This is a genomic window from Vibrio sp. 10N.239.312.D08 (genome assembly GCF_041466145.1).
Lineage (GTDB): Bacteria > Pseudomonadota > Gammaproteobacteria > Enterobacterales > Vibrionaceae > Vibrio > Vibrio crassostreae_C.
This window is the reverse complement of the sequence record NZ_JBFSSD010000002.1, coordinates 72,970-88,288: the sequence shown is the minus strand read 5'-3', so window position 1 is coordinate 88,288 and position 15,319 is coordinate 72,970. Positions and strand designations below refer to the sequence as shown.

Below are 15,319 nucleotides of genomic sequence, written 5' to 3'. Positions count from 1 at the left end.
GGGTAAGTAAACTATAAAAAAACAGGTGAAATACTTCTCTCTTTTCAAGCCGATTGGGCATAACAATGGATTGCCATTGATGAGAGCTAAGTATGCGTTCAATTAAAACCTGAAATTGCTATTACAAATAATTTTCACAGCGCTTAAAAATAGTGCTTTGTGACAACGGGGGATGTATGGATATTGAAGTTTCGCGCCAGGTTGCGGTAGTTGAAGCAACGAGTGGAGATGTCGTCGTAGTTAAGCCAGACGGCAGCGCAAGAAAAGTTTCAGTTGGCGATACCATCCGTGAAAATGAGATCGTGATTACGGCCAACAAGTCAGAGCTTGTATTAGGCGTTCAGAATGATTCGATTCCGGTTGCAGAGAATTGCGTCGGTTGTGTTGATGAAAACGCTGCATGGGTAGATGCCCCAATAGCTGGTGAGGTTAATTTTGACTTACAGCAAGCAGACGCAGAAACCTTCGCTGAAGACGACCTTGCTGCAATTCAAGAAGCCATTTTAGGTGGTGCCGATCCGACTCAAATCTTAGAAGCAACGGCTGCTGGTGGCGGACTAGGTTCTGCAAATGCTGGCTTTGTGACGATTGACTATAACTACACTGAAACTCATCCATCGACTTTCTTTGAGACCGCTGGTCTAGCAGAACAAACTGTTGATGAAGACAGAGAAGAATTCAGATCTATCACTCGTTCATCAGGTGGCCAATCAATCAGTGAAACACTGACTGAAGGCTCCATATCTGGCAATACCTATCCCCAATCTGTAACAACGACAGAAACGATTATTGCTGGTAGTTTAGCTCTCGCCCCTAACTCTTTCATTCCAGAAACTTTATCCCTCGCTTCACTACTTAGTGAATTAAACAGCGACATTACTTCAAGTGGTCAGTCCGTTATCTTCACCTATGACGCGACGACTAATTCTATCGTTGGTGTTCAAGGTACCGACGAAGTATTACGTATCGACATTGATGCCGTCAGTGTTGGCAATAACATTGAGCTTTCTCTAACCACAACGATTTCCCAGCCGATTGATCATGTACCGTCGGTTGGCGGTGGTCAGGTTTCTTACACTGGCGATCAAATAGATATTGCCTTTGATATTCAAGGTGAAGACACCGCTGGGAACCCGCTAGCAACACCCGTTAATGCACAAGTTTCAGTGTTTGACGGGATAGATCCGTCTGTTGAAAGTGTCAATATCACTAACGTTGAAACTAGCAGCGCGGCAATCGAAGGGACGTTCTCAAATATTGGTAGTGATAACCTTCAATCAGCCGTATTTGATGCAAGTGCACTGGACCAGTTTGATGGGTTGCTCAGTGATAATCAAAACACGCTTGCGAGACTTTCTGATGATGGAACAACGATTACTCTGTCCATCCAAGGTCGAGGTGAGGTTGTTCTCACTATCTCTCTAGATACCGATGGCACCTATAAATTCGAGCAGTCTAATCCGATAGAACAAGTGGGTACCGATTCACTGACGTTCGCTTTGCCAATCACGATTACCGATTTTGACCAAGATGTTGTAACCAATACGATCAACATTGCCATTACTGATGGCGATAGCCCGGTTATCATTAATGTTGACAGTATTGACGTTGATGAAGCGGGTATTGTTGGCGGCTCACAAGAGGGCACGGCGCCAGTGTCTGGCACTGGCAGTATCACCGCGGACATTTTTGAAAGTGACATCATTGACCATTATGAACTTGAACCTACAGAATTTAATACTGGTGGCAGCTTGGTTTCAAATGGCGAGGCTGTGCTACTTGAGTTGATTGATGAAACCAACGGTGTAAGAACTTACGAAGGTTATGTTGAGGTCAATGGTTCGAGAATTACGGTCTTTGACGTTAAAATTGATAGCCCTTCATTGGGCAACTATGATTTTAATCTTTATGAAGAACTTTCTCATCAAGGCGCTGAAGATGCGCTGCTAACTTTTGCATTGCCAATTTATGCTGTTGATGCAGATGGCGACCGTTCTGCACTGTCTGGAGGTTCGAACACACCAGAAGCTGCTGAGATCCTCGTCAATGTTAAAGACGATGTCGTTGAGTTAGTTGATAAGGTTGAATCAGTCACCGAGCCGACCTTAGCGGGCAATACTATTGTTTCGTATAACCTGTTCAATTTTGAAGGCGCAGATGGTTCTACAATTCAATCGTTTAACTACGACGGTGTTGATTACTCACTCGATCAAAGCCTGCTCCCCGATGCTACCCAGATTTTCAGTTTTACTGAAGGTGTCGTCACTATCTCATTAAACGGTGACTTCAGTTTTGAAGTCGCTCGTGATATCGACCACTCAAGCAGTGAAACTATCGTCAAACAGTTCTCATTTTTAGCCGAAGATGGTGATGGGGATACTGATAGTTCGACGCTTGAGTTAAGTATTACCGATGGCCAAGATCCGATCATTGATTTGATCCCGCCTGTGACTCTCTCTGAAACCAACCTTAATGACGGCTCTGCTCCCAGCGGAAGTACAGTTAGCGCAACCGAGACGATTACCTTTACCGCAGGCAGCGACGATGTAGCAAGTTTCCGTATTGAACCAACAGAGTTTAATGTGGGCGGTGCACTTAAATCGAATGGATTTTCGGTTGAGATAAAAGAAGATTCGGCTAATCCGGGTACTTACATTGGCTTTATTACCAACGGGTCGGGCGCTGAAATCCCAGTGTTTACGATTGCTTTCTCTACGAGCACATTGGGTGAATACACCTTTACTCTGCTTGAAGCGTTAGACCATGTAGATGGTTTAGATAAGAACGATCTGAGCTTCGATCTGCCTGTTTATGCGGTAGACAGTGATGGTGATGATTCACTGGTATCGCAGCTTAATGTAACGATTGATGATGATGTTCAAATCATGCAAGGTGGTGCGCTCAATATTACCGAGCCGACCGTCGCTGATTTAGCGGCTGGTACACCGACCACGGCTACTTTTGATGTCATGCCAAACCAAAGTGCTGACGGCGCGACCATCACTCAGTTCACTTATGATGGCGTCGTAAACACCCTCGATCAAAATATTGCAGGCGAACAGCAGTTTATCTTCGCAGAAGGCAAACTGTACATTACCCTCGAAGGTGAAGTTCGCTTTGAGCCTAATCGAGATCTTGACCATACGGCCGGCGATATTGTTAAGTCGATAGTGGTGACCTCAAGCGATTTCGACAAAGACTCAGTCACGTCAACCGTTACGTTAACGATCACCGATGGTGATATTCCAACCATTGATGTTATTCCAACGGTTAGCTTATCTGAAACGAACCTGACGGATGGTTCAGCCCCAAGTGGCAGTGCGGTAAGTCAAACCGAAACCATCACCTTCACTAATCAAAGTGATGATGTGGTCCGCTTCCGCCTTGAACCAACAGAATTCAATACCAATGATGCACTCACATCGAATGGTTTAGCTGTTGAATTACGTGAAGATCCGCAAGGGTCGGGCAACTACATCGGATTTACAACCAGCTCGTCGAATGCGGTAACCACAGTATTTACGTTGAGTTTTTCTGGGACAACCTTAGGTGAATACACCTTTACCTTAATCGAAGCCTTGGATCATCAAGATGCACGTGGCAACAACGACCTGAGTTTTGATCTGCCTGTGTATGCGGTGGATAGTGACGGCGACGATTCGTTAGTCTCTCAGCTTGGCGTGACTATTGGTGATGATGTGCAGTTGATGCAAGGCGGCACAATAACCAGTCGTGAGCCTGCTGGAGTCGTCGAAACATCGAATACTCTGGACGTGATGCCAAATCAGAGCGCAGATGGAGCAAAAATCACTTCATTTGTGTTTGATGGAAACAGTGCAGAAAGCCTTGATCTCAATGTGAATGGCGAGCAAGAGTTTGTGTTCACTGAAGGTTCTGTATTTATTACCACAGAAGGTGAGATACGATTCGAGCCTGTGCGAAATCAAGATCACACGAGTGGTGATATTACTAAGACGATTGTTGTTACATCTACTGACCTTGATGGTGATATCGTCTCATCTACCGTGACACTGAAGATTGTTGATGGTGATCTTCCAACGATCGATTTGGTCCCTGGAATTACGCTCTCAGAAGTGGATCTCGCTGATGGTTCTTCGCCAACCAGCAATCCAGTGGCGATGACTCAAGTTATTACCTACTCAGAGGGTAGTGACGATGTTAGTTATTTCAGAATTGACCCTGCTCAGTTCAATACTTCGGGGGCTTTGAAGTCGAATGGATTAGAGGTTGAGATTAAAGAGCAGCCAGCGAATTCTGGTAATTACATTGGCTTCGTCAAGGACGGTTCTAACGTCGAAACCAACGTCTTCACGATCAGCTTCTCGACGAGCAATTTAGGGCAATACACGTTCACACTGCTTGAAGCGTTAGATCATGTAGATGGATTACAAAACAATATACTAAGCTTCGATGTCCCTGTTTTAGCGGTTGATGCGGATGGTGATGATTCTGCAATGTCGCCTATGACGGTTGCGATCACCGATGACGTACAAGGCGTTCAAGATGGTACCTTGAGTATCATCGAGCCTTCATTAGCTGATTTGGCATCGGGTACGCCACCAACGACGCCAATCATTGATGTTATGCCAACGCAGAGTGCTGATGGCGCGAAAGTGACACAGTTTACTTACGATGGTGGCACCGCTGTAACGTTAGACCCAAGCATCTCTACAGAACAAGTCTTTACAGTAACCGACGGCTTACTGTACATCACCATTGAAGGGGAGGTTCGTTTTGAACCGAGCCGAGATCTTGACCATTCATCCGGCGACATTGTAAGAACGATTGTCGTCACCACCAGTGATTTTGATAACGATACAGATACCGCGGATGTCACCTTAACGATCAAAGACGGTATCGATCCCGTTATTGACGTGGTTCCAGATGTTAACTTATCGGAAGTCAACCTAGCGGATGGCTCTACGCCAACTGGTTCTCCGGTAAGTTCGACTCATACAATCACTTACACCGAAGGAAGTGATGATTTTAGTCACTTTAGAATTGCGACCAACGAATTCAATCCTGGCGATCTGTTGAAATCAAGTGGTCTTGTTGTTCAACTAAAAGAAGATCCTTCTTCTGCTGGTGACTACATTGGTTATACCGATGATGGTATGGGTAACGTTACCGATGTATTTACCATTAGCTTTGATAGTGCAAACAAAGCTCAGTTTACACTTACCTTGATTGAGGCGCTTGATCACCTTGATGGCGTGCTCAACAACGACCTTACTTTCCGCTTACCTATCTATGCTGTTGATACCGATGATTCTGAGTCAACAAAGCGCGATGTGGTGGTTACGATAGAAGATGACATCCAGCAAATGCAAGATGGCTTCTTAACCATTACCGAGCCAAATTCTGGTACTCCAACAACAACTACCGTTGATGTGATGCCAATACCAAGTGCAGACGGCGCGAACATTACGCAGTTCACGTATGACGGTGGTTCTCCAATTACTCTGAATCAGAACATCAGTGGCGAACAAGAGTTTGTTTTCATTGAAGGTTCATTGTTTGTGACATTAGATGGTGATGTAAGGTTTGAGCCAAATCGAAACCTTGATCACTCTGCAGGGAACATTGTTAAGTCAATCGTGTTCACGTCTTCAGACTTTGATAACGATATCTTTTCGTCGACGGTTACGCTCACCATTGTTGATGGTGATGGACCAACAATCGACGTTGTGCCGGGTGTGGCATTGTCAGAAAGCTTACTTGCGGATGGTTCGACGCCTAGTGTAAATCCTGTGAGTATCACTCAAACCATTACTTCACTTGCAAGCAGTGATGATATTGCTGAAATAGTGGTGGAAGTAGGGCTATTCAATACTAACGGCGCGTTGAAGTCGGATGGTTTGTCACTGAGTTTACGTGAAGATCCTGCAAACTCTGGCGACTACATTGCCTTTACCACTGATGGAATGGGTGTGGAGAAAACCATATTCACTCTAGATTTTGATGACACGAACCCAAGCCAATATACCTTTACGCTGCTTGAGCGTTTGGATCACGTTGATGGCTTAGGAAGCAACGATCTGAGTTTTGATCTTTCTGTTTACGCGCAAGACACCGATGGCGATATTTCAGCGTCTAAACCGCTTTCAGTAACCATCACCGATGATGTCCAGTTAATGAAGTCTGGTGCGCTTAGCATCACTGAACCAAGCACGGGCACACCTACCACAACGACATTTGATGTGATGCCTGCGCAAAGTGCTGATGGCGCCACCATAACCAAATTTACTTATGGTAGTCAGCCTGAAGAGTCTCTGGTGCAAACCAACACTGGTGAGCAAGAGTTTGTATTTACGGAAGGTTCGTTGTTTATCACGCTTGAAGGTGATGTGCGCTTTGAGCCTAATCGAAACCTGAATCATTCTGGTGGTGATATCGTTAAGACGATTACCGTGACATCAGAAGATAAAGACGGTGATATTGTTACTTCGACCGTGACATTGACGATTTCAGATGGTGCTCCACCGGTAATTGATACTGTACCAACGGTTGCATTGGAAGAAGCGAATCTCGTGGATGGTTCATCTCCGAGCTTACCTGTGAGCCAAACTGAAACCATTGCTTTCACAGCGGGAAGTGATGATGTGAGCTATTTCCGTATTGATACCACTCAGTTCAACACGTCTGGTGATTTGAAATCGGATGGCCTAGTGGTTCAGCTTAAAGAAGATCCAGCCAACAGCGGAACCTATATTGGTTTCGTTGAGAGTGGGGGTGTTCAAACGGATATCTTTACCATCACTTTTAATAGTGTAGTGCTAGGCGAATACACCTTCACTTTGTTGGAAGAGCTCGATCATCTGCCTGTGCAAGGCAACAACGATCAAGTATTCACTCTGCCAGTGATCGCGGTCGACCAAGACAATACCGACTCTGTGATGAAACCTTTGACCGTTACTATCACCGATGATGTGCCTGTCATTACCGATACGACAGCGACCAGCACATTTGTGGTTGATGAAGATGATCTCGGCTCTGCGATTTCTCAAGCAACAGGTGCATTTGTTACCACAGAAGGTGCAGACCAAGTAGAGGTTTACGAACTGCGTAATATCTCTGCGCTTGAAGCGACATTGACCTCTGGAACTGAAGCGATTTCTATTACAGAAGTCACAGGTGCCGCCAACACAACGACCTATCAAGGTACGACGACAAGTGGAACTCCTATCTTCACGCTCGCGCTAGCGAATGACGGCTCTTATACGTTTACGTTGCTAGGTCCTCTAAACCATCCAACAAGCCCGAATTCCAATACCTTAACGATTCCATTTGATGTCGTTGCGGTTGATGGTGACGGCGATGATTCTAACCAATATGTATTGCCAATCGAGGTGCTAGACGATGCGCCAGTAATGAGTGCGCCGACGGGTGAAACGGTTGTCGATGAAGACGATCTTACTGGTATTGGTTCCGATCAATCTGAAGACACCATTATTAATGGCCTGTTCACTGTCGATGAAGGCGCGGATGGTGTTGTGAAGTATGAACTGGTTGATGAAGATTTGGTTCTGACTGGCTTAACCTCCAACGGAGAAAGTTTAGAGTGGCTTGCTGTTTCACAAAGCGGCACAACATTTACTTACGTTGCTCAAACTGCAACGAGTAATGAAGCTGTGTTTGAGATTATTTTCGATACCTCGGATAACAGCTATCAGTTTGAATTGTTTAAACCACTTAAGCACCCTGATGGCGCGAATGAAAACGCAATTGACCTTAACTTTTCTGTTGTTGCAGAAGATTTTGATCAAGACCAATCAAACGCGATCGATTTGAAAATCACGGTGACTGATGATGTTCCATTGGTGACAACTCAATCGATCACACGAATTGAAGGCCAGGGCTATGGTAATTCCAAAGTTGACATGTTTGCTAATGCGACGGATGTCGGCGCGGATGGCGCGGTACTGAGTCGAATTGAGGGCATTACCAGTAATGGTGCAGATATTGTTTTCCGTACAGGAAACAGCGGGCCGTACAGCAGCAGTTTCGATTTAAATAGCGGTAGTCAACAAGTACGAGTGTACGAACAAACCGACGATGGTAGTGGTGGCGTGGACACCCGTGAGCTAGGGCGTTTGCGTATCAACTCAAATGGCGAGGTTGAATTTAGAGCTAACGGCTATCTCGATCATGACGGCCTAGACACCATCGATTTTTCGATTAATGTGATTGCGACGGATGGCGATTTAGATACCTCTGAAACACCGTTAGATATAACGATTACTGATAGGGACTCTACAAGAATCGCTCTGAAAGTGACGACCTTCGAGGATGCGGGTAGAGACTCAACCATACCTTATGCAACAGGCGATGAGCCGGCTCTTGAGAATATTCAAGATAACCAAAATAGTTTGCCTAATGCGCCAGCTCAAGTTGCGCTGCAAGTTAGTCTGTATGACCAAGATAACGCTGAATCTATTGGCCAGTTGACGATTAAAAGCCCGAACGGAGGTGATAGTCATCAAGGTACTTTTTATTACTTTGATGGTGCTGACTACATTGAATTAGTGCCTGAGTCAAATGGGAGCATTATATTTGGTCCTCCTCAACTCGAACAAAGCTTTGCTCCAAATCCGAATGAGCCAAGACAAACTATTGCGACGATAGACAACTTGTTCTTTGTTCCGGACCAACACGCTAGTTCGGATGAAACTGGTGGGCGCGTTCGCTATGAGCTAGAAATTGAGAAAAATGGCAATACGGATCACACCGTTAACTCAAACTTCAGAATCGAGATTGAAGCGGTAGCGGATATTGCAACGTGGGATGACGCCAACAGTACTTATCAGTATCAAGTGAATGAAGATGAAGACAATGTTACGTTGCAGCTGAATGCTGAATCGCAAGATAACAGCAATACTGAGACGATTACCTATGAACTTGAAGCGATTCAGGGTGATGGGAAGTTTGAGTTACTTGATCAAAATGGCAATGTGTTAACGCCTGTTAATGGTGTTTATATCATCGCATCTGCTGATATTAATAGCACAGTCGTTAACCCAATCGACAACTTCTCTGGACAAATTGAGTTCAAAGCAACGGCAATTACGGAAGAAACACGCAACCCATATGATGATTCAGCCAACGGTGGGGTAGACAAAACGACCGCTCGCTCTGTAGAGCAAAACATCATTATCGATGTGACTGCTGACGCCGACCCTGGAAAACTCAGTGTGAGCCGCATTAGGATCAACGAAGACAACATTGATGATCCTGATTATCTAGGTCCTCTTGATAATAAGGACGCATTCACGTTAGACGAAGTTATCACCATGACGGGATCCGTTGATACTGATGGATCTGAAGAACTCTTCGTTCGTATTAACAATATTACTGAAGGCGCGGTGCTTAGTAGTACTGATAGCAATGTAACCATCAACACCGTGACTATCAATGGCATCGTTTACCAAGAGATTGCTTATGCTGACTTAGCGAAAATTGAAGTTACTCCGACTAAACACAGCAATGTTGATTTTACCTTTGACGTAACCGGTGTGGTTAAAGATACCGCGAACCTATCTACAGGGGCGCAAGTTGATGAAGAAATCCTAGGAACTAAAACGGTTAACGTTGAGGTTAAAGGTGTTGCAGATATTCCTTATGGCGGTACAAACGGTACGGCTTGGACAGCAATCACCGATGGCACAACATCTGGTGTTCAAACCACGATCCAAGAGAGCCAGAATGGAGACAACTATGCCGAGCTTGATTTCACCGTGTTGTCGGGTGAGAGAAGACCTGATCCGGCAGCTGTAGATCAAACCCCATTGCCTGACGACGGTTCAGAATCCATAACCGTTATCCTCTCGGGTATTCCTGATGGTGTTATTCTGGAAGACGGTGACGGTACCGTTATTGACCTTAACTTTGTCGGTTACGAAACCGGTCCGGGTGGTAGCCCTGATCTGTCTAAACCTATCTACGAAGCTAACATCACTGACGCAGGTAAAACCTCAGGAATCCGCATCAGACCTGTCGATTCTTCAACAGAGAACATTCACATTCAGGGTAAAGTGATCGTGACTGAGAATGACGGTCATACGCTTACGTTTGACCAAGAAGTGCGAGTGTTAGTCGAACCTAGAATCGATACCTCAGCGACGTACAGCACAGTCACTAATGGCGATGAAGATACGGCGATCAGTATTGATTGGCACCCAGAGGGTACTGATTATATTGATGATGATGAGCATTTCACTTCTATTGTGATCAGTGCCATTCCGACAGATGTTGAAAGTGTTGTGGTTAATGGCGATGTAACTTGGGTTTACGATGCTTCAGCAGGCACTTTAACCATTACGCCGAAGAGTGGACAGACGGCAGAAGAGTTTACTCAAATTGCACTGAACAATAATTTTATTCAGATCACACCTGAACAAGACTCGAGCACCGACTTTACGCTTAATACGGTTGTCATGATCGAAGAGCGAGATCATGAGTATGTTGATGCGACTGATCCTGGTCAGGGCATCGCTATCGCGACAATCACGGGCTCGATTGATGTTATCGTACGTCCAGTCGTTGAGCCGAAAGACGCTAGCAACAAGCTTATCGTCGATGATGTGCTGGGTACTGGAGCACTAGCAACCGTAGTTGCTGATGCAAACACTGGCGTGCTTAAGTTCACAACCAACAGCGATAATACATCGGTTACGGATGAGTTCGTCATTCGATATCAAGAAACAGATGCTTCGTCCGCTATCGAAGAAGTTGACCAGTTAGTTATTGAATTAACAAACGTGGACGGTTCGGAGCTATCAGATGCTGTACTCAATCAACTGCTCGTTATTGGCGCTGCTTATGAAGGCAATGGGCGCTGGGTTGTAACGAATGAAGACATATTTAGCATCAGTGCACCGAACGGCCTTGTTCTTCCTTCAGGAAACAGCGGGGCAGGAGGGTTCAATGACATCAAGATGGATATCTTTAGCACGGTAATAGACCGAGGTGATGGTGCTGAGGTTGAGTCATCTACGGCCGCTCGTAGGGACGGAGAAGTCACTCTGTCATTCCCTCAAGTGGTGGCTGGGAGTACTAAGGTTGCAGCCGATATTGATATAACACCAGACAGTGTTGTTGATGCGATTGAGGACACCCAGTTAGATCTAGGTACGGCATTGAATGGTTTAATTACTTTCTCGGGCGAAGATGACTCAACTGATCAAGTGACCATCATTATTGATGACAGTGTGACCATTAATCCAGGAGCGGTGAACGAAGTCACCTTCCCAATTAGTTTATCGGGAAGCAGCGACCTAGACTTTGTTAATGGCAAATATGTATTCCAGACTACCGTCGATCAAGGGGTCTCGACCGACCTCTCTGGACTACTGCTTAACTTACCAGCCGACTACTCCGGCGACTTTAGGTTGCCGTTGACGATAGTAACTAAAGACGTATTGTCGGGGGATGAGAAAACTCTAGTGACAGAAGTAGTCATTAAAGTTGCTCCTGATGTTGAAGGTAACCCAGATATTGACGTTACTGTCGTTGGTTCGCTTGACGATTCGTTTAACCCTGTCGATACCGACGGTCAAGCAGGGCAAGATCCAGTCGGCTACGAAGATACCTATATCCAACTTGATTTCAGCTCGACCATTGATGACCAAGTAAGCGGAGTTGAAGGTGGTGACGAAAAATTCACCTCTATCACACTGACGTTAAATGACACGAGTGTTGGGGCTTTCTATACCAGCGCAGGGGTATCGCTTGGCACATCGGTGACCTTTAATGAAGCTGAGATTAATGCAGGCGCGTTGGATAATGTACTATTCCGACCGGCGTTAAATTACCCAACAGATAATGACGTAAATCAGGTGCAAGTGAATGTCAGCGGGACGATTACCGATACTGCTACATACAATGATGCAGCTTCGCCAACTGGCAGCGCGACTGATACCGATACTTTCTCTACCAATGTCAGTTTTGAAGTCGTTCCTGTGGTGGATGACGTGTCTGTCACTGGCCCGGGTAGCGATCCTGATGTTATCGAGATTACGGGTACTGAGGACCAGCTGATTTCTTTGTCGGGCACAGGGCCTGTATCGATTGCACTGACTGACCTTGATGGCTCAGAACAGTTTGTGTCGATTAAGTTTACAGATGTACCTGATGGCTTCCAGATGCGTGCAGATGCTGGTTCGGCATACACGGTGAAGAATAATGGTGGTGGTGAGTGGAGTGTTCAACTACCTCAAGCATCAGGGTTATCGTTCGACTTGAGTGAGATTTCGATTTTACCGCCTAAGGACTTCAGTGGTACGGCTGAATTTGGTGTTGCCGTATTTACTCAAGAATCTTTGTTGGGTGTGCCTACTGCAGCATCAAATCTGCCAAGCTTTAAGCTGCATGTGGTACCTGTGGGTGATGATGTTGATACTAATCCAACAGATTCTGTGACAGGTAACGAAGGTCAAAACATTGATATCGAAATCAATGCGACGATTTTGGATAAAGAGCTATCTGCAACGGGCAACGGCACTTATACCGAGAATGCACCAGAGACACTTCGAGTAGAAGTTGCGGGCGTTCCTCAAGATGCCTCTATCTATTATCCAGACGGCACAACCTTGGCTAGTTATGATCCAGTTACGCAGCTTTGGACACTTGATGTTCCTGCACAGTCGCTCGATAAGATCGTATTCAATTCAGGTGAACACAATAGCGATACGGGTAATGTATTAGGCATTAATGGCCCGCTGCAGATTACCGTTCGCTCTGTGGATACTGACGCTGATAACACCGAATATTTGGGGACGCCAACCAGCTTCGATGTTGATCTGGTGATTGATCCTATTAACGATCAACCGATCTTTGTGAACGTAACGAATATTGAAACATCGGAAGACATTAGTGTTGCTATCGACAACTTTAGTATCTACGACGTTGATGCTAACTTTGATAATCCAGACGCTCCGTATGTTCTTACGTTGCAAGTCGATCAAACACTTCCGGGAGCGCAAGGTGTGTTTGAGTTTACGAGCTCACCTGACGTGACGTTTGTATTGCAACCTGGTGGCTCATTGGTGATTACCGGTAAAGAAGCCGACATCAATACCGCATTGACCAATGGAGCAGTGACGTTCAAACCCGATCCAGACCAGAATTACCTCAACCAGAGTGGTTTAGTCACGATCAATGCAACGCTCGATGATGGTGGTAATAACGGCTTGATTGACGCGGGTGATCCGAATACGGCTCAAACTAATCAAACTACGTTCACCATTAAGGTGACGGAAGTGAACGATGCGCCTGTCGCGACAGATGTTGATTTAGGTTCGATTGCTGAAGATGGTCAAATAGTGATTGTGGAAGGAGACTTGATTTCAGTAAGTTCTGACATTGAAAACCATAACCTGACGGTTACGGGTGTAACCCTGACTCAAGGACAAGGCCAATTAACGCGCTTTGAAAACGCAGGTGGCGCCGATAACGCGGCGATTACCGGACCATTCTGGCTATTTGTAGCGGACAACGACTTTAACGGTGACGTTAAATTCAATTACTCAATTACTGATGACGGTACAACTAATGGCGCGGATGACTTCCTAACCGACAGTGCTGAAATTAGTCTTGAAGTAACGGAAGTGAATGACGCTCCTGTAGCAACGGACATCGACTTAGGCAACATCCTTGAAGAAGGTCAGTTGATCATCAAAGAGGGCGATTTAATTGCTGCGACGAGCGATCCGGAAAACGACACGATTACCGTGACTAATCTGGCGCTCGATGAAGGCCAAGGTCAACTACAACGCTTCGAGAACGTAGGTGGTGCTGATGATGCTACGATCACTGGCCCATACTGGGTATTTACGGCAGCTGATGAATACAACGGCAACGTTAAGTTTACCTATACCGTAGAGGATGATGGTACCACCAATGGTACCAATGATTTCTTGACAGGTAATGCTGAAATCAGTGCTGTGGTTCAAGGTGTCAACGATACGCCAGTTGTTGATGGTGACAGTGTCACCACTCTTGTCGACGAGGATGCCGGTCAGCTATTGAGTGGTATCAATGTCAGTGACCCAGATTATGTGGATGCATTTTCGAATGACCTAATGACAGTCACGCTGACGGTGGATTACGGTACATTGAATGTATCACTTCCAGCAGTGACGACGGTTGTTGTTAACGGCAACAACACGGGTTCAGTCATCTTAGTGGGGACATTGAGTGACCTGAATGCGTTGATTGATACGCCAACCAGTCCAAATGGTGTTTTCCTTGATGCGAGCCTGTCTCCAACCAATAGCATTGGATTAGAAGTTGTTGCCAAAGACAGCGGCAACCCTTCAGGTATTGCGATAGAGACAGCACCTGTGGTTTACAACATCGCGGTGACGCCAGTGGCGAATGCACCAACCCTGTCTATCGATAGTGCGACTAACTACGTGAGAAACATTACTGCGAGTCAGTCTGTGAGTGCGAGTGGCATTCCTTTAGTTGGGATTATCGCAGCCTTAACGGACATTACAGAAGAGCTAACGCTGCATATCAGTGATGTACCTGCTGGCGCTCAAATCACCAGTGCTGCGGGTTCTGTGACGGATCTTGGCGGTGGTGTTTGGGTAGCAACGGCAGATGCAATTGAAAGCTTGCAAGCGGTTGGGCTTTCTCAAACTCCAGGTAACTACACACTGAAAGTCGAGGCGGTTTCTGAAGAGACTGACAACAACGATACAGCAACCTCTGCATCGATTGACCTTAACTTGAACATTGTGTCTAACGCAGTTGATATTAACTTGGCTTCGGAAACCGATGATGTTCAGTTACTGGCTGGTGCTAATGCGACTGACTTAACGGGTGGTTCAGGGAATGATCGACTTGAAGGTGGCGCAGGTGACGATACGCTTGTTGGCGGTGACGGTAACGACACCCTGATTGGCGGCGGAGGCTCAGACATTCTGACTGGTGGTGATGGTATGGACTCGTTCGTATGGCTTAACATCGAAGATGGTGTTGAAGATACGATTACCGACTTTGATTTGTCGGAAGGGGACAGCATTGACTTGAGAGAAGTGTTGCCGGAGCTTAAAAATACATCTCCAGACATGACCGCGTTGCTACAACAAATAGACGCGAAAGTGGACGGGGATGATATTGAGCTTACGATCAACCCGGATGGCTTAGGTACTACGGAACAGGTGATTGTGGTTGAAGACCTTGCGCCACAGCTAACCTTAAGTAGCACCATGCCTTCGGACATTCTGGATGCATTGGTACAGCAGAATGTGATAACTCACGGTTAAAGCGAACCATTGAACCATAACGAAAGAGG

General features: G+C 45.8%; 1 protein-coding gene. It reads left to right on the top strand.

What is annotated here, in order from left to right; translation table 11 throughout:
* Window positions 1–176: 176 nt before the first annotated feature.
* Window positions 177–15,290, top strand: coding sequence for a retention module-containing protein (locus tag AB6D58_RS02070; protein ID WP_372156399.1), 15,114 nt, complete (start codon window positions 177–179; stop codon window positions 15,288–15,290).
* Window positions 15,291–15,319: the final 29 nt, after the last annotated feature.

Bases quoted from the DNA above. Each gene is read 5' to 3' on its own strand.
- AB6D58_RS02070 (WP_372156399.1), top strand. From the start codon at position 177: ATGGATATTGAAGTTTCGCGCCAGGTTGCGGTAGTTGAAGCAACGAGT.